General features: G+C 35.4%; 19 protein-coding genes. 15 read left to right on the top strand and 4 right to left on the bottom strand.

Annotated features, from left to right (window positions below):
• The first annotated feature begins 257 nt into the window (after positions 1-257).
• From COD11_RS24955 to COD11_RS27805, 5 genes are all read left to right on the top strand, one after another.
• Entirely contained in the window at positions 258-740 is a 483-nt protein-coding gene (locus COD11_RS24955; protein WP_098799590.1) for a DUF2975 domain-containing protein, read from the top strand.
• A gap of 10 nt (positions 741-750) precedes the next feature.
• Positions 751-969 (top strand): helix-turn-helix domain-containing protein, encoded by a 219-nt coding sequence (locus COD11_RS24960; protein WP_098799591.1) that lies wholly within the window; start codon positions 751-753, stop codon positions 967-969.
• Between the two features lie 33 nt (positions 970-1,002).
• Positions 1,003-1,803, top strand: a complete 801-nt coding sequence (locus tag COD11_RS24965) for a DUF817 domain-containing protein (protein WP_098799592.1) — start codon at positions 1,003-1,005, stop codon at positions 1,801-1,803.
• A 132-nt stretch (positions 1,804-1,935) separates the two neighbouring features.
• Positions 1,936-2,427, top strand: coding sequence for a hypothetical protein (locus COD11_RS24970; RefSeq protein ID WP_098799593.1), 492 nt, complete (start codon positions 1,936-1,938; stop codon positions 2,425-2,427).
• On the top strand, positions 2,424-2,555 hold the full coding sequence (locus COD11_RS27805; protein ID WP_255301706.1) for a hypothetical protein: 132 nt from the start codon (positions 2,424-2,426) through the stop codon (positions 2,553-2,555). The genes COD11_RS24970 and COD11_RS27805 overlap by 4 nt, the downstream gene beginning before the upstream one ends.
• Positions 2,556-2,626: 71 nt before the next feature.
• Here the strand turns inward: COD11_RS27805 and COD11_RS24975 are convergent, their stop codons facing one another.
• Positions 2,627-3,625 carry a hypothetical protein gene (locus COD11_RS24975; protein WP_098799594.1) on the bottom strand — a complete coding sequence of 333 codons (999 nt, stop codon included), beginning with the start codon at positions 3,623-3,625 and terminating at the stop codon, positions 2,627-2,629.
• A 335-nt stretch (positions 3,626-3,960) separates the two neighbouring features.
• On the opposite strand from COD11_RS24975, the gene COD11_RS24980 reads away from it, so the two are divergent.
• From COD11_RS24980 to COD11_RS25000, 5 genes are all read left to right on the top strand, one after another.
• A complete protein-coding gene (locus tag COD11_RS24980; RefSeq protein WP_098799595.1) occupies positions 3,961-4,359 on the top strand; it encodes a VOC family protein in 399 nt (132 codons plus the stop codon).
• A gap of 482 nt (positions 4,360-4,841) precedes the next feature.
• Positions 4,842-5,153: a hypothetical protein gene (locus tag COD11_RS24985; protein ID WP_231309760.1), complete on the top strand. Its 312-nt coding sequence runs from the start codon at positions 4,842-4,844 to the stop codon at positions 5,151-5,153.
• Between the two features lie 151 nt (positions 5,154-5,304).
• The gene (locus COD11_RS24990; protein WP_098799597.1) at positions 5,305-7,203 is read left to right on the top strand and encodes a putative thiazole-containing bacteriocin maturation protein; all 1,899 of its coding nucleotides are present in this window, start codon (positions 5,305-5,307) and stop codon (positions 7,201-7,203) included.
• Positions 7,204-7,205: 2 nt separating this feature from the next.
• On the top strand, positions 7,206-9,152 hold the full coding sequence (locus COD11_RS24995; RefSeq protein ID WP_442919987.1) for a TOMM precursor leader peptide-binding protein: 1,947 nt from the start codon (positions 7,206-7,208) through the stop codon (positions 9,150-9,152).
• Between the two features lie 17 nt (positions 9,153-9,169).
• Positions 9,170-10,735: a SagB family peptide dehydrogenase gene (locus COD11_RS25000; protein ID WP_098799599.1), complete on the top strand. Its 1,566-nt coding sequence runs from the start codon at positions 9,170-9,172 to the stop codon at positions 10,733-10,735.
• Positions 10,736-10,892: 157 nt separating this feature from the next.
• On the opposite strand, the gene COD11_RS25005 is transcribed toward COD11_RS25000, so the two are convergent.
• Positions 10,893-12,695 (bottom strand): BlaR1 family beta-lactam sensor/signal transducer, encoded by a 1,803-nt coding sequence (locus tag COD11_RS25005; RefSeq protein WP_098799600.1) that lies wholly within the window; start codon positions 12,693-12,695, stop codon positions 10,893-10,895.
• A gap of 1 nt (position 12,696) precedes the next feature.
• The gene (locus tag COD11_RS25010; RefSeq protein ID WP_098799601.1) at positions 12,697-13,083 is read right to left on the bottom strand and encodes a BlaI/MecI/CopY family transcriptional regulator; all 387 of its coding nucleotides are present in this window, start codon (positions 13,081-13,083) and stop codon (positions 12,697-12,699) included.
• 152 nt (positions 13,084-13,235) lie between these two features.
• Here COD11_RS25010 and COD11_RS25015 point away from each other — a divergent pair, with 152 nt between their 5' ends.
• From COD11_RS25015 to COD11_RS26560, 5 genes are all read left to right on the top strand, one after another.
• Positions 13,236-15,290 carry a peptidoglycan D,D-transpeptidase FtsI family protein gene (locus tag COD11_RS25015; RefSeq protein WP_255301707.1) on the top strand — a complete coding sequence of 685 codons (2,055 nt, stop codon included), beginning with the start codon at positions 13,236-13,238 and terminating at the stop codon, positions 15,288-15,290.
• Between the two features lie 196 nt (positions 15,291-15,486).
• Positions 15,487-17,493 (top strand): penicillin-binding transpeptidase domain-containing protein, encoded by a 2,007-nt coding sequence (locus tag COD11_RS25020; protein ID WP_098799603.1) that lies wholly within the window; start codon positions 15,487-15,489, stop codon positions 17,491-17,493.
• Positions 17,494-18,162: 669 nt separating this feature from the next.
• Complete coding sequence (locus COD11_RS25030) at positions 18,163-18,891, top strand: MOSC domain-containing protein (protein ID WP_098799604.1); 729 nt, start codon at positions 18,163-18,165, stop codon at positions 18,889-18,891.
• Between the two features lie 83 nt (positions 18,892-18,974).
• Entirely contained in the window at positions 18,975-19,736 is a 762-nt protein-coding gene (locus COD11_RS25035; protein WP_098799605.1) for a PAS domain S-box protein, read from the top strand.
• 170 nt (positions 19,737-19,906) lie between these two features.
• The gene (locus tag COD11_RS26560; protein WP_141549746.1) at positions 19,907-20,107 is read left to right on the top strand and encodes a hypothetical protein; all 201 of its coding nucleotides are present in this window, start codon (positions 19,907-19,909) and stop codon (positions 20,105-20,107) included.
• 202 nt (positions 20,108-20,309) lie between these two features.
• On the opposite strand, the gene COD11_RS25040 is transcribed toward COD11_RS26560, so the two are convergent.
• Positions 20,310-21,230: a DMT family transporter gene (locus COD11_RS25040; RefSeq protein ID WP_098799606.1), complete on the bottom strand. Its 921-nt coding sequence runs from the start codon at positions 21,228-21,230 to the stop codon at positions 20,310-20,312.
• Positions 21,231-21,287: the final 57 nt, after the last annotated feature.

Below are 21,287 nucleotides of genomic sequence, written 5' to 3' on the forward strand. Positions count from 1 at the left end.
GGACTTTTTCAGTGGCCTCCTTTTGTGGACCAGTTTTCTTTTTTGGGGACAAAGGGACAGGTTCCTTGTCCCATAATCACAAAAATGATAAAGAAAATTTAGCTCACTTAACAGGAACGAGAACGCCTATTTTTTGGGACAACGGACCTGTCCCCATGCCCTTCCCATGCCCTTCACGCCCTTTAACAAAAATTTATTGTAAATCGATAAATATTATGTTAAATTCAATATGAAAACAATTATGTGAGGTGTGTTTTATGAAACTAATGTCAACACTTTTTCTGAAAATTGCAGTTATTTTATTGGGATTACCGGTACTTGCTATATGCATTTTTTTGGTGCCTGAGTTAGGGGATGTTTCGGCAGAACTACTGCCTGATATTGCTTTTATTAAATATCTCGTTTCCACCATTTTTTACGCATCTGCATTACCTTATTTCTTTGCGTTGTTTCAGGCTTTTAAACTTTTACAATATATTGATAAAAATGAAGCTTTTTCTGGTTTGTCTGTAAAAGCCCTAAGAAAAATCAAATATTGTGCCATTACGATCAGTGGGTTGCATGTGCTAGTGTTACCGCTTTTCTATCTTTTTGCGGAAATAGATGATGCCCCAGGTGTTATCTTTGTTGGATTAATTGTTCCGTTTGCTTCGATGGTCATCGCAGTCTTTGCGGCTGTTCTTCAAAAACTGTTAAAAGAAGCGATTGATATAAAATCAGAAAATGACTTAACGGTTTGAGGTGATAAATATGGCAATTATTATCAATGTTGATGTGATGTTGGCTAAAAGGAAAATGAGTGTAACAGAGCTTTCGGAGCGGGTTGGTATTACAATGGCGAACCTATCGATCTTGAAAAATGGAAAGGCAAAAGCCATTCGCTTATCAACTTTAGATGCAATTTGTAAGGCATTAGATTGTCAGCCTGGAGATATTTTAGAGTACAGAGGTGATGAAGATCTCGAATAAGAAGATACTTAACGAATATTGGAGGCAGAAAGTATGAGAGCACTAAAACAGCTTGTTCGTTTTGGTTGGAAGCAGGCATTATCTTGCTTGTTTCCTATCGTTATTTTTGCCTCTTTGGCTATTACACAAGTTATTCCACTCCCTTTTATTCCACGTTATGATTGGCTGCTTATTATTTGTCTTTTGATGCAGTGGTGGATGGTACGTTCTGGACTGGAAACAAAGGATGAACTAAAGGTAATTACAGTGTTCCACCTTATCGGACTAGCACTTGAACTTTTTAAAGTACATATGGGTTCCTGGTCTTATCCTGAGGAAGGGTATTCAAAAATCCTTGGAGTGCCATTGTATAGTGGATTCATGTACGCAAGTGTAGCGAGTTATCTTTGTCAGGCATGGAGGAGACTTAATGTTGAACTCGTGAAGTGGCCACCGTTAAAGATGGTTGTACCACTTGCGGCTGCCATTTATTTGAATTTCTTCACTCACCACTTTTGGATTGATCTCCGATGGTGGTTATCGGGACTTGTTATTATTGTCTTTTGGCAATCATGGGTTTTTTATGAGATAAATGGAACTCGTTATCGCATGCCAATCGCACTATCATTTGTTCTCATTGGATTTTTTATATGGATAGCAGAAAATATCGCAACCTTCTTTGGCGCTTGGGAATATCCAAACCAAACGGAAGCGTGGAGTCTCGTTCATTTAGGAAAGGTAAGTTCATGGCTGTTATTAGTGATTGTTAGTTTTCTTATCGTAGCAACGTTAAAGCAGGTGAAGGGGAAGAATTTGACTAAGCATGATTCCCGTCAATCTTCTAGCTTTAATTAATAAGAATTGTTCAATATGACATGTCCCCCAAACAAGGATATGTCTTTTTTACTGTTTATACTAAGTTACATGATCAAAATGTTATTTGGATATGCTAAGTAATATTGAAAAATGTAAGGTCGGTGTATACGTATGACTTCAAAGAAACACAAACTATTTAATTTATCTATAATCGTCATCCCATGGTTATCTGTACTATTTATAGGTAAGCAAAGTTTGAAGCGATATTCTCTTTCGAGTGCATTAATAGGTATGTATGAAATTTTTAGTCATATCAATGGACGTAGAAAAAAGTATTGGACCTTTTATGATAAGCCAAAAAATTTTGTAAGAGATGAACTTCCTTTTGATGTTGGTCCATATATACCAGCTTCAATGTGGATCCTTAAGTATACATATGGAAACTTTATAAAATTTGTTTTAGTAAATGCTATTTTCAACGGATTATTCGCTTATCTCTTTATTCCATTTCTTCACAAAATAAAAATCTTCCGCTTGAATCGATTAAGCTATCCTAAATTCTTTCTATATATTCACTACAAAGCATATTTATTATATGGCGTACAATATTTAATAGAAAAAGTAAGAGGAAGAGAAGCAGAAGGAGGAGGTGAAAAAGCATGAAAAAAACAAAAGAAAAGTTCCAAGTGGGAGCAAAAGTAACAGCAGATAATCAAATCTTTGGTACTCCTAACAGCGACGCTAAAAATGGAACTGGTGACTCGCCAAATGATAATGTTCGCAAAAAATAATGGGACACCGGGACAGGTTCACTGTCCCGGTGTGTAAACATGGGACAATGAACCTGACCCCTCGTCCCATCTTATGCAAATCGATAGTAAATTAATAAGAAAGTTGATAGAACAAAGATAAAATTTAGGAAAACAAAAATTATTTGATCCCAGCTTGTTTTATGAATTTTAATTGGAGGTTGGTAGAAGGATACGCCTTCGATAATAAAGATGACAAGAATTACGTGAATCATCGCATGTCCAATTACTTCGGTTACCCCAAATAACATAGTTGTGAGAACAAACACAATTGTCACAACCAAACCTAATAATCGATTTAAAATTCCGATTACTAATAAATATCCTATTAAAAACTCGATAAATGCAGCCAACACTGTGAATGAAACAGGATCAAAGCCAAATGTAGGCACTCCATGGTGATGAATAATGTCCAAAGTCATTGTTGGATAAACCCATTTTTCTACTGCAACCCAACATAAGCTTAAACCAGTTCCTAAATATAAAAAAGGAAATCCCCAGTTTTCAAATTTTGTATGACCAATTAAAAGTACCCCAATAATTGCAATATAAAATCCATAATCTAGCATATGAAACCAACCTGTATTGATCCATATATAAGAAAATAAAACAAACATCATTGTTGCTCCAAGTTTTGTAGCGTAATGGGAAGGTATGACTAAAGCTCCAATCGTAATCCACATGAAGATCATTTGCCACGTATGCTCAATATGAAACTCTGGTGCAAACATCGTCCCACTTACTACTTGGATCGTTAAACATAGAGCTGTACCGTATTTTAAAATATACCTTGAGTATTTTCGCCAATCAGAAAGTTTTGTGTCTACCTTTTTTGCAAAAGGAATGTTTAGTAATTTATCCATTATTTGTGGTAGTAATGCTAAAATTATCGCACTAAGTAAAGCAACACCTATAAATAAAGGTGATAAGATCTGTTCAATTGAAATTTTCTCAGGCTCTAACTTTGTAAACCACTTCACATGTGCTCCTGCAAAACTAGGTGTTAAGAATATAATGATTAAGAATAAAATAGATAGAAATGACTTTTTCATTTATATAGCTCCTCTGATGTAAAATATATAGTTAATAAGAATGATAAACTGATTATAGCTCGTAGTTCAGGAATAAAGATGTGACAAAAGTCACTTGAGTTGGGACGAGGGGACAGGCACACTGTCCCGATTTAGGGATAAAGTGCCAATCTTGAATAAAGAGATAAAAATGTAGATTGAAGATATTTGATTTTTACACGCTTTAAATACTTAATTCAATATGTTCTTTTATATCTCCGACTAAAGGTGTAGGGGAAATTCCTGCATTTGGTCGTGAAGATACTTATTGTTGAGGGTTACCATTATGATATAGAAATAGATGAGGAGAGAGTAAAATGAAAAAATTCGTCCAATTTCGGATTGCGCGGCCAACAAATAAATTCGAGGAAGTGATTACCTTTTATGAAGAAGGTTTAGGTTTAAAAAGAGTAGGCTCATTTGAAAATCATGACGGGTATGATGGAGTAATGTTCGGATTACCTGATGTAGATTATCATTTAGAGTTTACTAGGCATATGGAAGGGAGTCCATGTCCCGCTCCTACCAAAGATAATCTGCTTGTATTTTACATACCAGAAAAAGATGAAATAAGAGTCGTGAAAGATCGATTATCTTCCCTAGGATACGATGAAGTGGAACCAGAAAATCCTTATTGGAGGAATAAAGGAGTAACAATTGAAGATCCAGATGGCTGGAGAATCGTTTTAATGAATTCAGAAGGCTTACGGGGATAGAGGCGGGGATAGAGGGACAGGTACACTGTCCCTTTTTTGGTGAATTTTACTCAACTAGGAACCGAACCGGACAGTATCTCATTTATATGTGTCAAGGAACCTGTCCCTCTATCAAGATCAAGGGCTAGTTCTGATGCAGCAATGTTTGAAAATGTGTTCCTGAATACTTTTTTTCGAAGCTGCTCATATCCTTTAATTGTTTTTCAAGAAGTGAAGTATTCATTTAGAAAATCACCTTTCATATTTGCTGTTACTATTTATTATTAGGTGGTAATTCAATTTATTTCCCAACTTCTTTTCTGAAAATTCAAATTAGGCTTTTTTACCAGTAGCAATACCCACCCAATTTACATAATTTGTTGAAGAAGTATGTTTCTACCAGAAACGCAGCTTGAATTTACAAGTTCGTCTCTCGTTACTGTTTTAAGGCAAATATTTTGAGGAGGTTTTACTGAATGAATGATTTTCAACATGATCTTCAGATGTTAAATCTAGGAGACTATCAAGCTACTCAGGCCGTACCTTATGACCCGAACCAATACTATAATGATGATGAAAGGTTTTACTTTGGTGTCGGTAGTATTCTTCGCTGTTATAGCTGCTTTAACTGTTATAGCTGTTTCAGTTGTTATAGTTGTTATAGCTGTTTCAGCTGCTATAATTGCGGAGGTCGCTGTGGTGGTGGAGGCCGTTGTGGTGGCGGTGGCCGTTGTAGTGATGGTCGTTGCGGCGGTGGAGGCCGTTGTAGTGATGGTAACCGTTGCGGCGGTGGAGGCCGCTGCGGAGGCAGATAGGATAAGTACCATAATGGAATACAGTAAGCCTCTATATTTTGATGTAGAGGCTTTTTCTCATTGAAAGTAAACATATGGGACAATTTCCGATACATAAGATGTTAGTAATGAAATGGAAAGATACTGGCAGCTACGGCTAAGGAGGAACAGTATGACGAATTTGTACCCTTCTATGCGGTTGAAGGTGAAAAGGGATACGTTTTTTCTCCCTGAAGCTAACAGCGGTGTATATTTTCGGAATAATGTAAGTTCGTTTCGTATGGAAGGCAGCATGATCGATAAATGGGTTGAAAAACTATTACCGATGTTCAATGGTGAACACACATTAGAGAGTTTAACAAACGGATTACAAGGACCGTATCGAGATCGAGTGTACGAAATCGCGGAAACATTGTATCAAAATGGATTTGTAAAAGATGTGAGTCAGGACCAGCCGTATTCATTGTCTGAACAGGTTCTAAAAAAGCATGCTTCACAAATTGAATTTATCGACAGTTTTGTAGATTCTGCCGCGTTCCGATTTCAGAGATATCGCCAGGCAAAAGCATTGGCAATTGGCTCGGGAGAAATGTTTGTTTCATTGGTTTCAGCTTTACTAGATTCCGGGTTACCCAAGTTTCGAACACTCATCACAGATCGAAATCAGACGAATATTCAGCGGCTTCAGGAACTCGTGGCACATGCCCGAATTTCAGATTCTGAGGTAGCCGTGGGGGAGATTTCACTAAGTTCTTGGAAGGAAATTGTGGAACCATTTGATTATATTTTGTACGTGTCACAAGAGGGAAATGTAGAAGAGCTAAAGCTCCTACATAACATTTGTAGAGAAGAAAACAAGGTGTTTATTCCGGCTTTATGTTTACAACAGGTAGGAATTGCGGGGCCTTTTGTTTTACCAAATTCAGATCATTGCTTTGAATCTGCATGGAGAAGGATACATCGATCTCAGCTTTTCAAAGAAAATCACATTTCAAACTTTTCCTACACGGCTGGAGCTATGCTTTCTAATTTGATTGTCTTTGAATTGTTTAAAAACATTACCGGTGTAACGGAACGAGAACAGAATAATCAAATCTTTTTACTGAATTTAGAAACGATGGAAGGTAACTGGAATACTTTTCTTCCTCATCCATTTGTGACTGGACATACAGGTGCTAAACTTGTAGACGATGATGAGGCGCGAATTCAAGGAGATATGCAAAGACAAGAAATGGGTAAATTACTACTTTTTTTCAATAAGTTAACATCAAAATCAACTGGTATTTTTCAAGTTTGGGATGAAGGTGATTTGGTTCAACTTCCGTTAGCTCAGTGCCGAGTCTTACCCACCGACCCATTGTCTGTTGGACCTGCTGAGGTATTAAAAAGTATGATTTGTTCTGGACTAACACATGAGGAGGCTAGGAGGGAAGCGGGTTTAGCTGGTCTAGAAGCATATGGGAATCGATTATCTACCGTGCTTGATCTGCCAAAAGAAGTTTCTGTAGGAGCAGGTGAAACATATACAGAAAGTGTATGTCGCGGGTTACAAAGTTATTTAGTACAGAAGATGAAGAGAAATCACTCAAACGATATGATTTCTCTATCTCGAGTCAAGTTAAAGAAAGTTGAAGATGAAAGGTGTAGGTATTATTTACAATCATTATCAACAATACAGGGTGAACCCATTATTGGAGTAGGAGAGGAAGTAACTGGATTCCCTATTGTATGGATTGGGACGAAAAATGGATGGTATGGAAGTGTAGATCTCAATATAACCTTGGCGTTAAGAAAAGCATTGCAACAGGCTCTTTTTAACCTGCAAAATCAAGAAGATCCTTTAACATCAAAAGGCTTAGTCGCATCATCGGTATTATTTGATGAAAAAACACCTCAACAGATAAATATCCCTGATTTTGATAATCAAAAACATTCTGAGCTATTGCAATCGGCTAAGGAACGATTGAATCAGAACAAAAAGCAACTTACCATCTATGAACTTGAAGCAGAACCAATTTTAAAAGAAGGCTTAGCGGGGTTATTTGGAGTTGTCGTTCGAGAGGAGGGATGAAGGTGTGTGCTGATTTGTTAGTTGTTGGAGAGGGCTTGTTAGCTGACATTTTTTGTACAGAACTTTCTTCAGAATATCTGATAATTCGTCAAACTCAAGTTGATACAGTTGTACCAGAATCAATTGATTTGGCTCTGGTCTTACAAGATGAATGGAACCCATCTATTCATCAAAACGCAGAAGACGTTTTTCGAGCAAGCAATACCCCGTGGCTTCGAGGCTTTGTATCATTTGGTGAAGGCATTATAGGACCTTTGGTTCAACCTGGAATTCCTGGTTGCTCAGAGTGCGCAGATCTACGACGTGTTTTAACAGGAAATCATCGTCAAGAGATGTGGCGCATGCAAAAAGAATTAGAGAGTTCTGGCAAAACACAAAACTCATCCTGGACTTCACGGACAGGGTTCATACAGATGATTCATCTCCTTAAATCCGAGATTCAAAGGTTCATAAAAGAGAAACAGCTTTATTCAGAGAAGAGGCTTGGTATAGTCAACCTCAAAACATTGAAGAGTTCATGGCATTCCTTCTTGCCTGTTCCTCAATGTACGGTATGTAGTTCCATACCTGACGATTCACCGGGTTTAGCCCGAATTTCTCTTCAGAAAAGTCCGAAAGTAAGTATGGAAAGTTACCGAACTCGTTCATTAGATGATCTGAAAAGCGTGTTAGACAAAGACTATCTTGATTCTCGAACAGGACTTCTTAATGATAAAATGTATAATCTTATTCCTCCATTTGCCGACGTAAGTGTAAATTTACCTTTGTTTGAGGGAGATGAGGGAACAGCCGGTCGTACAAATTCATACGCAGCAAGTGAATTAACTGCGATCTTAGAAGGATTGGAACGATACTGTGGGCTTGAGCCCCGTGGCAAACGAACAGTAGTATTTGATAGCTATGAAAATTTGAAAGAGCAAGCCTTAAACCCTCAATTGGTGGGTGAACATGAAAAAGATCAGTATCAACGTTCGGGCTTTCCCTTTGAAAAATTTGATCCTGAAAGTCCAATGAAATGGGTATGGGGCTATTCATTTTTACAAGAGCGACCGATTCTAGTTCCAGAGTTACTTGCCTATTATAGTTTGGGGTGTGGTTCACGAGGATTTGTCTATGAAACCTCCAACGGATGTGCATTAGGAGGTAGTTTAGAAGAGGCTATTTTTTACGGCATTATGGAAGTGGTCGAGCGCGATTCGTTTCTTATGACCTGGTATGCACAATTGTCTTTGACTCGTCTAGATCCTTACTCTACTGAAGATGAAGAACTAGTGTTGATGATTGACAGAATGAGAGCAGTTGGTGGATATGATTTGTATTTATATAACTCAACAATGGAACACGGAATCCCAAGCATTGTCGCACTGGCAAAAAGCAGAAAGCAAAAAGGATTGAATCTTATCTGTGCAGCAGGGGCTCATTTAGATCCGGTGCGGGCTGTGAAAACTGCTGTTCATGAGTTGGCTGGCATGATGTTGACCCTTGATGAGAAATTCGAGGCAAACAAAGAGGGATATATGCGTATGTTACACGATTCTTCTTTAGTTCAACAGATGGATGACCATGGCATGTTATATGGTTTAGCAGAAGCAGAAGAGCGCCTACATTTTTTACTTAACAATAACCAACCAGCTAATACGTTTAACGAGGAATTCAAGTGGAGGTCAAGCCATGCTGACCTTACCGATGATCTTCAAGATATTCTTCAAGCGATAAAAAGCGCAAACATGGACGTTATTGTAATCGATCAAACAACACCGGAAATTAAGCGAAACGGTTTACATTGTGTAAAAGTGTTGATTCCTGGAATGCTTCCGATGACATTTGGACATCATTTAAAGCGCATATCAGGGTTAGAGAGAATATTACGTGTCCCTATGGAACTGGGGTATACAACAGAACCTCTGACACGTGAAAAGCTTAATCCACTTCCACACCCGTTTCCATAAGAAGGGAGGCTGGAAGGGTGATTCTTGATGAGTTTCTGCATAACTTACATTTTGACATTGATAAAGCAAGCATTCCGAACTGGGAAGTGGATTGGGAAGATGGTCCACTTGCTTACAAGCTTTACTATCACTTACCCGAAATCCCACTATCTTTGGATATACCCCTAACTCTTGAAGCTCAGGAAGTGCCTGTAAAACCAGATCTTCGGAAAATCGGTCATTTTCTTTGGTATGTTTATGGAATTACTCAATTTAGTCAGTCTGTTGCACCGATGATTTCTACCAAGAAAGAGCTAGAAGTCATGCAATCATATAGAAGGTTTGCTCCTTCAGGTGGAGCATTGTATCCAAACGAATTATACGTATATTTAAAAATTGACGATGTGCCTGATGGCCTTTACCATTTTGATGTCTCACATCACCGTTTAGTATTACTACGTGAAGGTAATTTTGATAATTATCTTACTCGTTCACTTGGAAGTCGATGTGATCTTACATCTTGCTTTGGGACTGTTTTTATATCAACGATGTTTTGGAAAAACTTTTTTAAGTACAATAATTTTTCTTACAGGCTACAGGGGTTAGATGCAGGTGTTCTGATGGGGCAGTTAATAGAAGTAGCAAAACGTTTTGGATTTGCATCAGGTGTTTATTATCAATATCTTGATCGTGCAATTAACCATCTGCTTGGTTTTAAGGAACAAGAAGAAAGCATATATTCAGTCATCCCACTAACAGTAGAACCAGCCATGTGGTCAGGAAACCGTCATAGCGAGAATGTTTTAACTAATGATTTAATACGAGAAATAAGGCCAATTCAGACGAAGCAATACGTTCGTACAAAGAATATAAAAGAATTTCCAATGTTAATAAAAATGAATGAAGCTTCTATGCTTCATTCTACACCTTTTCGCTGGTTCGAGAAAAAGGAGAGAAGAAATGAAGAGGGTAAGGTGGTCTCCTTACCCCTAGTTAATCGGCTTTCGTACGATTTTATGTCTACATGTCAAAAGCGATTTTCCCCTGACATGGATTTTCAATTGAAAAAAATAAGTAAACAAGAACTTGCTTCTCTTCTATATGAGGCAACAGCATCTTTCCGTTATCGAAATGACTTAGAGAAAGAACATTCAGATGATTCACGTGTCTCTATTTACGTCTGTTTGTATAATATTGAAGGAATCCCTGATGGAGCTTATTTTTATGACAATATTGAGCATTCATTATACCTGGTGAATGCAGGAGATCATAGGCTCCTACTACAATCTGGGTTGTCATTAGATAATGTTAATTTACTACAAGTACCGATCACCCTGCATGTTGTTGGTGATAATGATCACTATAAAGATTCACTTGGTTACAGAGGCTATCGAATTCAACAAATGGAAACGGGGATGCTTGTCCAAAAATTGCTTTTGGCAGCATCTGCGCTTGAAATGGGCGGGCATCCGCTCCTCGGTTTCAACGTGAACGTAACAGATCATATTTACAACTTAGACCCACTTGGAAAAACAAGCTTAATACAAATTCCAATAGGTCCTTATCGACAACGGCCCTGGCTTATGGGAAGACTTCACACTTAATAGAAGTCAGATTAGAGTGGAGAAGAATATAGTAAAGCAAAGTAAAAACGTTCCTTACATAATGGTAAGGAACGTTTTTAAAATATAGGTAAACCCAATCATTTTATCTACTAACTTCTTACAAGAAAGGGGAATGGTAGCAAAGTATTTAGAAAAGTCATGATGATTTTTTAACACTAGGTCTATATATACCTTCCTTCTCCAAAATAGAAAGGGCGATCTTCGCTGCATCGCTTCCACCTGCGTCTTTTTCTCCTTCTATATGAACGGCAAAGAAAAATGTATTATCCGCTGTCTCTACATATCCAATAAACCAACCATTAACATTTTCTCCGTTTACATCTGCAGTTCCCGTTTTACCTGATAATCGAAGTTCATTTGAATCTTCTAGAAGTAACGAGTCTTTGACAGTCTGTATGTTCGATTGATCAAAAGAGAATTCATTATTATAAAATCTTTTCAACATATCGATCTGCTCAACAGGGGAGATTTTTAAGTGACCATCCATCCAATAATTAGCTATGTCACTTGATATATCTTTGCTTCCATAGCCAATTTGTTCGTAGTAAGTTTGCAACTTCTTTTTACCAAGCTGCTGATCAAGATGTTGAAAATACCATGTTGTTGAATTCTTCATTGCGGTAAATAAATCTTGGTCTTGATTCCACTTATCATATTTGTGGAGAGTTCCGTCCCAGGTCATTCTAGAATTTTCTTTTGTAATAATCTCGTTTTCTAATGCAAACAATGCACTAAATATTTTATAAGTGGAATTGGGAGCATACCTAGTTGTGCTTTCATCTTCATTATAAATCATGTACCGATCCATCTTGGTGTTGTATAGTACGGCACTTCCTGTAAGATTATGAAAAAGAGTCTGATAATCTTTGTACACCACATTTTGTTCTGAAAAAGAATGTTGATCTTTGATAAAGGCTAATACCGATATAGAAGGAATACTGCTTAAGATGATAGCAAGAACAGCCATAAAGATTAGTGAACTTTTTATTTTTTGCTTTTTTGATTCTACTTGGAAATTTACAATTGTCACAATACGCCGTTTTACTTGTTTATACGAGCTACTAATTTCTGAAGCAGCAATCAAAGGTAGGGTTTGTTTTGCTTGAGAAGCAAATTTTAAAATAACCTCTCCATATTTAAGTTGAGATTCCTCATCCAGCTTTTTTAAAACAGCATAATCACAAGTAATCTCCATCTCTGTTTTCATGTTACTTAAAAAATACCAAACGAGTGGATTAAACCAATAAACGATTCTAGACAGACCCAGGAAATAATTAATTAGTATATCTTTACGTTTACAATGGACCAACTCATGAAGCAAAACACACCTCATATCGTCATAACTAAGCATGGGTTGATCTTGTGGTAGAACAATGATTGGTTTCATAAGCCCAAAGGTAATAGGGGACTTTACCAAAGATGAATATCCTAAAACGACTCCTTTTTGATAGTCTATTTCTTCTTTACATGTTGTAAGAAGGATTGATAATTCACCGTGGTCAACTACTTTTAGACTTTTTTTGACCCTATAGATTCTAAGATTACTAATTAGTGTAGCCAAAAGCATAATAATCATTCCTGCTAGCCACACGTAAAACAAGATAAAATCCAGAATTCGATAAGGTGATTGTTCAATTGAAGTAGGAAAATCTTGTTGCCAATTTCCATTCTGAAACATGGTTTCTGTCATGTTAGCCGGAGATTGGGTGTTTGTTAATGTTGAAGAACTAATTCCAAAGTGTATTAAATCATTCATCCCTAGAAAATGAGTGGGAATAAAAGGAGCAATCAATACCAAAAGAGAGATCATACTTAAATGATATTGTGTACTAACAGTTATTTGCTTCTTTAATCCTTTTTTTATACCAATAATCGTACAAAAAATGACAGATAAAATGATGTTACTAATAAAGAAGAGAGTGAAGAAAGAATTGTCCATATTAATGTTTCCTTTTGTTCTTGCGATCTTCTAATATTCGATGCAATTCATTAATTTCATTCTCAGACAGCTTATCTTTTTCTAAGAAATTTAATACCATTGAATTTAAAGTACCATTATAAAAGCGATTTAAGAAACTATGACTTTCAACTTCTACATAATCACTTTCCTCTACATTTGCTGTATAAACAAATATACGGCCTTCTTTATGATTTTTTAGTGCTCCTTTTTTAATCAACCTTAACAACATTGTTTGGATTGTTTTAGGACTCCAATCACTTGTTTTTGATAATTTTTCAATCACTTCATTCGTATTAATGGCAGGGTATTTCCATATTATTTTCATTACTTCTAATTCAGCATCTGAAATTTGCGGTATTTTTTTCATACAAACCACCTTTTAAACTTACAGTTGTAATATTTTTATTATATTCTGCCTATATGACGAAGTCAATGAAGCAACAAAAAGGATTGACACTAAATATTACATGTGTAATATTTAGCTTATTCATTCAAAAAAATTCGAAAGGAGATCATGTTTTGACAGTTAAAATTGAACAACGCAGGGTACAAAAAAATAGACTTTTAAGGGTTAACATACTCTTTTTTATCGTATTTTTATTTTTTGTGGCTCTAATTATTAGACTTGGTTATGTTCAGATTGTTTACGGTGAAGAATATAAAAAAGAAGTAAATAAAACGGTGGATATGGTCGTTAGTACTCCGGTTCCTAGAGGTAAAATATATGACCGAAATGAAAGGGTCATTGTAGATAATGTGCTAGTCAAAGCAATTACGTATACGAGGATGAAGGGAACAACTTCTAAAGAAATGGTAGAAACAGCAAAGGTGCTTTCGAAAATGATTGATATAGATGAAGAGAATATGAAAGAGAGAGATTTAAAGGATTATTGGATTGTCACTAGACCTGCTCAGGCAAGAAATAAGATTAAAAAAGATGAATTACTAGATGAAACGTTAACTGATAAAGATCGGTATAATCGACAAATTGAACGAATTAACTCTCAAGATTTAAAGGGAATTTCCAAGGAAGAGCTTAAAGTTGCGGCAATATTTACTAACATGAATAGTGGCTATGCTCTAACTCCACAAGTTATTAAAAGAAATGTGACTGACGAAGAGTTTGCTATCATAGGAGAGCATTTAGCCGATTTGCCGAATGTTGATCTTTCAACTGATTGGGACCGCCTTTATCCACACGAACATATTTTTCGTTCAGTTTTAGGCAATGTATCATCATCATCAGAAGGATTACCAAACTCTAACTTAGAATACTATTTATCTAGAGGATATAACCGAAATGATCGAGTTGGAAAAAGTCAGCTCGAATTATTTTATGAAGAAATCCTAAAAGGTCAAAAAGCAAAGATAAAACATATAACAGATCAAAATGGAAACCTATTGGAAACAGAGAAAATCTCAGAAGGCCAACGTGGGAGAGATCTCGTCCTATCAATTGATTTTGAGCTGCAGAAGCTAGTAGAACAAGTGATTCAAGATGAACTTAGCAGAGCAAAGGGAAGAAACAGATTCTTAGATCGTGCCTTTGTCGTCATGATGAACCCTAACACAGGGGAAGTACTGTCTATGGCTGGTAAGCAGCTTGTTCGCGAAAACGGGAAAAACATGTTTCGGGACTATGCATTGGGAACAATTAATTCTCAGTTTGAAATGGGTTCAGTAGTAAAAGGGGCAACAATATTAGCCGGTTTAGAATCGGGCTCCATTAAATCTGATACAATTTTTAGTGATGAAAAATTAAATTTAAAAGGGACACCATTGAAAGGATCACATTCAACATCATTAGGTACAAATGGAATTGAAGGCGCGTTAAAAAAGTCATCAAATGTATATATGTTTAAAACGGTCATTGGGATGATGGGAAAGGAATACCAATCAGGGATGTCACTTCCTAAAAAGCCAGAGGCAGTACAAGAATTTAGAAATGATTTTAGTCAGTTCGGATTAGGTGTGAAAACCGGAATTGATCTTCCAAATGAATCAGATGGCTTAATAGGGAAACAAGCGTATACAAAACCCGGTTTATTCCTTGACCTTTCTATCGGACAGTATGATAACTATACAACGATGCAATTAGCACAGTATATTTCAACTATTGCAAATGGTGGTTATAGATTGAAGCCGCAATTAGTAAAAACGATTCATACACCTTCAAGTACTAATGAGATAGGACCGGTGTTTCAAGCATTTCAACCAGAAGTATTGAATAAAATCACAATGGAAGATAAATATTTACGTCAGGTGCAAGAAGGATTTAGACAAGTGTACCAAAGTCCCGGTGGAACTGCTTATAAATATTTTGGTGGAGATCGTAGATACAATGAATCTCAAGCAGCAGGAAAAACAGGGACAGCTCAGTCTTTTTATCAAGACCCAAACACGAAAAAAACATACGCAACTTACAATTTAACACTAATCGGCTATGCTCCTTTTCACAATCCAGAAGTAGCGTTCTCAATTGCTGTTCCATATTTAGATAGTGATACTGACCCGGTTAATAAGTATATAGGACAAAAAATTTTAAAAGCATATTTTGATTTAAAGGTAGATTAAGTTTTAAAGCGAATACTATTAGCAAAAGAGCAAACTAGATGATTTACCCTTAAAACTTACAATTGTAATAATTAATTGAAGGAGTGGTGATAATAATTATAGACGAATTAACTTAAAACTCGTACATAAATCATGCATTAAAAACTTACGAGTGTAATAGTAATAATCGTATTGCTAATTTTTAGGAGGATATATTATGAACAAGAATAATCTACTAATTCCGTTGTTTATAATGATAACTTTTTGTTTATTGATAATATCAGGATGCTCAAACAGTAAAAAACAAGAAGAAACGTTTGAACAGTTTTCAAATCTATTATCAAATCAAAAACATGATCAGTTATATGATTTATTATCAACTGAATCAAAAAGAACAATAACAAAGGAAGAGTTTGTTGAAAAATATACAAATATATATTCTGGTATTGGAGCTGAAGATATAAGGGTGAATAGAATAGAGAAAGAGCATGAGGAAAACGTGATTCCGTTCTCTATAAACATGATCACTGCAGCTGGAAAAGTAAGTTCATCCTCTTATCAGTTACCGTTAGTAAAAGAAGAGAAGGAATGGAAGATTACTTGGGATGAAAGCTTGATTTTTCCCACAATGAAACCAGGAGATAAGGTGAAGGTACGTACGATGAAAGCCACAAGAGGCAGTATTCTTGATCGGAATGGATATCCACTTGCTAAAGATGGAGAAATCAAAACAGTTGGAATCAATCCAGAGGTTTTTGATAAAAGCAATCGAGAAGGGAAAATAAAAGAGCTTGCAACAATTTTAGATATAAATGAAGAGAGAATCATAAAAAAATTAGAAGCGAATAAAAATCCAAAATATTTTGTTCCAATTGTAGATATAATGCCTGATGATGAAATATTAACAAAATTACAAGATAAAGGTGCTAATGGTATTTTTATAAACAATAAAACGTCAAGAACCTATATCAATCATAAAGCCTTCGGACGACTTCTTGGATATGTTGGAAGTATTACGGCTGAGGAACTGGAAAAGAACAAAGAAAAAGGATATAGTACGACTTCACTTATTGGAAAAGCTGGTCTTGAGCAAGTATATGAAGATACATTAAGAGGAATTGATGGAATAGAGATTTATATAGTAAGAGATCAAGAAAAGGAAGAAACCATTGCAAGTAAAGAACCACAACATGGGCAGGATATTAAATTAACAATTGACTCAAATTTACAAAGTATCATCTATGATGAAATGAATGAAGAAAAAGGTTCAGCAACAGCTGTTCATCCAAAAACCGGTGAAGTCCTTGCTTTAGTAAGTTCGCCTTCGTATAACTCAAATCGTTATACAACATATGTAACAAATGAAGAACAACAAAGTCGTGAAGAAAGTGATTTTGCTGATGAAGTGAATCGATTTAGTAAACTCTATTCACCCGGATCTGTTTTTAAATTAGTGACTGCTTCTGCTGGACTTGAAAAAGGAACAATTGATCCGGAGAAGCAAATTTCGATCAACGGCCGTTCCTGGCAAAAAGATTCTTCCTGGGGGAACTATAGTATAACGAGAGTAAATAATCAATCATCTGTAAACTTAAAAGATGCAGTAAAATATTCAGATAATATTTATTTTGCGATGAGTGCTCTTGAGTTAGGTAGCGATGAATTTATTGCTGGTGCAAAAAGATTTGGTATTGGAGAGCCATTAGAAATGGGTTATCCATTAGGAGATAGTCAAGTATCAAATAGTGAAAGCATTAAAAGCGACATCCTGCTTGCTGATTCAGGATACGGCCAAGGAGAAGTATTGGTTACAACATTAAATATGGCCCTTGCTTATAGTGCATTATCCAACGATGGAAATATTATGGCTCCATCATTGATTCAAGAAGACAATCAGAGCATAAAAATTTGGAAAGAATCAGCTATAGCTTCTGCCCATCTATCTACTTTGCAACGTGCATTTACGGCTGTTATTAATGAAGAGGGGGGAACAGCTCATGATGCAAAAATATCAGGAATTACTTTAGCGGGAAAAACTGGAACTGCCGAGATAAAAGCATCTCAAGTTGATGAAAATGGAACGGAAAACGGCTGGTTTATCGCAACAGATTTAGAAACTGCTAAAATCTCTCTTGCAGTTGTTCTTGAGGATGTAAAAGAGAGGGGCGGCAGTCATGCAACCTTACCAATTATTAAAAACACCTTATCAGATTATTTAAAATGAAGTGATAGAAACTTAAGAAATCAATCAAAAAATTCCCTTATAGAAGAAAGTTACACTTGAGTAGCCTACTTCATCGGCGATTTCAGGGATTGGTAAATTGGAGTTTACGAGCATCAAACCTGCTTTGCTTATTTTTTGAAGCTGCAGGAGATCTTTAAATGATTTCGAACATTATCGAGATGTTTTAGAAACTTGCCATGCGCTTGGATTAACTCCAATTATAGCTCTTCATCATTTTTCTTCACCACAGTGGAGACAGCTGCAGCAACATTATGTGGTGCAGATCCAAGTCAATAATTTACCTTTCACATGATTTCTGATGAAGAATCGATCAAGCTTATGAAAGAAGCACATAAACAATCATGGGCTGTTATTAAAAAAATCCAGCCAAATGTAAAAGTGGGATTTTCGATGGCACTCCCCTTTATACTATCAATAAAATCGTAAAAAGATAAAGGTATAAATGTACTCTTGTAGAGTCATTGTACCTTTATTTGTTTTATATTAACATTTCTGTATTGATTGTAGGATTTTTTTCTTCGGCATTGAAATCACTAATCTTGAACAAAGAGTCGATTTCTGCAATATTGCTTACAGTTGAAGCTTGAAGCATGTAAAATTCCTTCTGTTATACTATAGAAAGGTAAAATTAGTATAGGAGTGAAAAAAATGTTAGTAGGTCATATCAAGGAAATTATTCGTCATCCGATTAAATCATTTCGGGGTGAAAGTATACAGCAGTCTAAAATAATGAATTATGGTTTATATGGAGACCGTAGTCATGCTTATTTAGATAGTACAAAAAATGATAACTTCTTAACTATTACACAATTCAATGAAATGGTTAAATATAAAGCAAGATTTGTGGGAGAAGAATCGATGGAAGAATATCCTAAAGTCGAAGTGGTGACGCCTGGAGGGAAGGTTTTTGATTGGGATCATCAAGAATTAATGAATGAAATGGAAACCAAATCGAAACGGAAAATTTCCACTAGGAAATATACCCCTTCACATGTACCTATTGGACCAATTGCAGTTGAGCACATTCTACTTGCAACAGATTCTTCATTAGAAAAACTACAAGAGCTATGGGGGAATGATGAAGTTGATTCAAGACGTTTTCGTCCTAATTTATTACTTTCATTAAAAGATAAAGTGCCTTTTATTGAAGAAGAATGGATTGGTAAACGTATTAAAATAGGAAGTGAAGTGGAAATTGAATTTGTAGGACATTGTAAGAGGTGTATGATTATTACTGTGGATCCTGAAAATGCTGAACGAGATCCGAGTTTACACAAAACGGTAATAAAAGAAAGAAACAATAATTTTGGTGTTTATGCTTCTGTGATAAAAACAGGAGACATATACGTAGGTGATGAAGTTCAACTGCTTGATTGAATTTCTTTTAGATTACTCAGTATTATAATCCCCCTTGTTTACAAGGAGACAATGGTTTACTCTTTATTTAGGGAGTGAGGTAATTGAGAGAGAGTATTGAAGATATTAATTATAAAGAAGTAATTGAGTATTCATTGGATCCGCTAATCGTTCATTCTCATTTGAAAATAATTTATGTAAATGGTGCAGCAGAAAAATTCTTTAGAGCTTCGAGAGAGGAAGTAATTGGAGCAAGTCCTTTAGATATCTTTAAAGATACATCTAAACCTGCAATTACAAAAAGAATATCGGGTGCCTATAGTAAACCAGCCGAAGTTATTGAGGAAACGATTTATAGAATGGATGGAACTTCAGTTGAAGTTGAATTATATTGTCATCCTGTTAAGATAGGGGATACAATAGCTATACAAACCTACGTAAAAGACATTTCGGAGAGAAAACAACAAGAAAATGTTAATTATGAAATGAATATGCAAATAAATGAGCTTTCGGCCCAAGTTGTACCCCTTTTAGAAGGTATTGCAATTCTTCCTTTGTTAGGTGTAATAGATCATGATAGGGCAAAACAACTCTTAGAATTAGTACCAGTAAATGTGAAAGAACATGGGGTAAACCGACTAATAATTGATTCTTCAGGAGTTTATAAATTTGATAATTTAGTTATTGACTCTCTGTTGACCATTAACAATGTACTAAATTTAATAGGGGTAAAATGCATTATAACTGGGGTAAGGCCCCAATTATCTGTAGAAGCCGTCAAAATTGGCATTAACTTAAAAAATATAACTACTTTTTCTAATGTTAAGGATGCATTAAACTATTTAGGTGTAAATAATTTGAAATAAAGATAGGTTGTCTCACGGCTAGTTAATCTCAGAAGGATTAGCGGTCTTTTTATTTTCACTTCTTCTTATTAGCTATCGACGCAAAGAAGAAAGTTCATAACATTTTTTTTTATGTAAAAATAAAATTGTGAATTTAGGTTTATTTTTAATTGTAAAGGGTATCTAAGGGAGTGGAGAGCAAAAGGACAAGAGGCGGTGTGACATTGTGTTCACAATATGACTGTTTATCAAGCGAAATGATCATAGAGTTTTATTTTGAGTTTAAACAAAAAATAGAAAATAAAGAGCTTTCAGAAGTAATGAATACTGAATTAGAACTAATAAAAGAAGCTGCCAAAAACAAAGGAATCATTTTCATCAATTTTATTTAATATTTGATAAACAAAAATAGCCCATAAACCATAGTTTTTACTTTTGGTTTATGGGCTATTTCTAATATTAAATGTTTATCTATAGTGAGTGTGATTTACAATTAAATGGTCCTATTTAAAAATAAAAACACTCACAGATTGAAAGAAGATATTTGTGAGTGTATTGTTATTTTTAAAAAAATTAAGTTGATAGGAAAGGGGTTTATTTATATGTTTCCACCGGTACCTGTTCCACTGTTTTTCTCCTTTCCCTCTCTTTCATATTCGTTAAATAAACCCCAATAAACACCAAAACACCACCAACAAATTGAACGATTGAAATGCTTTTGCCAAGAATTAAACTAATGATTGCTGTAAAAACTGTTATTAAATTCAAATAAATACCGGCTTTGCTAGCATCAATATGTCTTAATGAGATATTCCAGAAAATAAAAGAGCCAACAGAAGGAAAGACTCCCATATACACAATTCCAATCATTGCTTGATGACTAAGATTAAAATTAAAGTCACTTCCATTAACTGCAATCACTGGAAGCAACAGTAATAACGCAAATATGACTGAAACAGAGGTAGATGCAATAGGGGGAATAGTTTTTATTTTTCTACCAATTATTGAATAAATAGACCAAACGATTATTGCAAAGATCATTAGCATATCGCCCTGATTATAGTTATTATGGAAGATTAGATGTAACTGTCCTTTCGTTAATACTAGGAGAACACCTAATAATGAAATAATTAACCCCATCATATTTTTAAACTTAATTTTTTCTTTAAGAAATAACACGGAAAATAAAACAATAACAGCGGGATTAATAGAATTGACTAAAGCTGCATTTAGTGAAGTGGTATACTGTAAAGCTTCGTATAAAAGAAAATTATAACTTATGATTCCAAGTACTGCTAACATAAGGAGAGTTTTCCACTCCTTCCAAACACTTTTCCAATTTGGTCGCTCAATATAATGCGCTAAAGGTACGAGGAGAAAAACAGCGATTAACCATCGAAAAAACGTCATTTGCAACGGTGACATTTCAACAACTAAGTATTGACCAAACACATAATTTCCTGCCCAAAATAAATTAGCCAACACAAGAAACAGCAAAACAGAATATTTCTTCAATTACATCACTCTTTCAATATTTATAAATTAATTAGTATATTTATTCTATTAATATAT

Source organism: Bacillus sp. AFS040349 (assembly GCF_002577655.1).
In the GTDB taxonomy this organism is placed as follows: Bacteria; Bacillota; Bacilli; order Bacillales; family Bacillaceae; genus Metabacillus.

Coding starts and splice junctions, on each gene's coding strand:
- COD11_RS24990 (WP_098799597.1), top strand. CDS start 5,305: ATGACGAATTTGTACCCTTCTATGCGGTTGAAGGTGAAAAGGGATACG.
- COD11_RS24980 (WP_098799595.1), top strand. CDS start 3,961: ATGAAAAAATTCGTCCAATTTCGGATTGCGCGGCCAACAAATAAATTC.
- COD11_RS24975 (WP_098799594.1), bottom strand. CDS start 3,625: ATGAAAAAGTCATTTCTATCTATTTTATTCTTAATCATTATATTCTTA.
- COD11_RS24960 (WP_098799591.1), top strand. CDS start 751: ATGGCAATTATTATCAATGTTGATGTGATGTTGGCTAAAAGGAAAATG.
- COD11_RS25020 (WP_098799603.1), top strand. CDS start 15,487: ATGAACAAGAATAATCTACTAATTCCGTTGTTTATAATGATAACTTTT.
- COD11_RS24985 (WP_231309760.1), top strand. CDS start 4,842: ATGTTAAATCTAGGAGACTATCAAGCTACTCAGGCCGTACCTTATGAC.
- COD11_RS24970 (WP_098799593.1), top strand. CDS start 1,936: ATGACTTCAAAGAAACACAAACTATTTAATTTATCTATAATCGTCATC.
- COD11_RS24965 (WP_098799592.1), top strand. CDS start 1,003: ATGAGAGCACTAAAACAGCTTGTTCGTTTTGGTTGGAAGCAGGCATTA.
- COD11_RS24955 (WP_098799590.1), top strand. CDS start 258: ATGAAACTAATGTCAACACTTTTTCTGAAAATTGCAGTTATTTTATTG.
- COD11_RS25030 (WP_098799604.1), top strand. CDS start 18,163: ATGTTAGTAGGTCATATCAAGGAAATTATTCGTCATCCGATTAAATCA.
- COD11_RS25010 (WP_098799601.1), bottom strand. CDS start 13,083: ATGAAAAAAATACCGCAAATTTCAGATGCTGAATTAGAAGTAATGAAA.
- COD11_RS27805 (WP_255301706.1), top strand. CDS start 2,424: ATGAAAAAAACAAAAGAAAAGTTCCAAGTGGGAGCAAAAGTAACAGCA.
- COD11_RS25005 (WP_098799600.1), bottom strand. CDS start 12,695: ATGGACAATTCTTTCTTCACTCTCTTCTTTATTAGTAACATCATTTTA.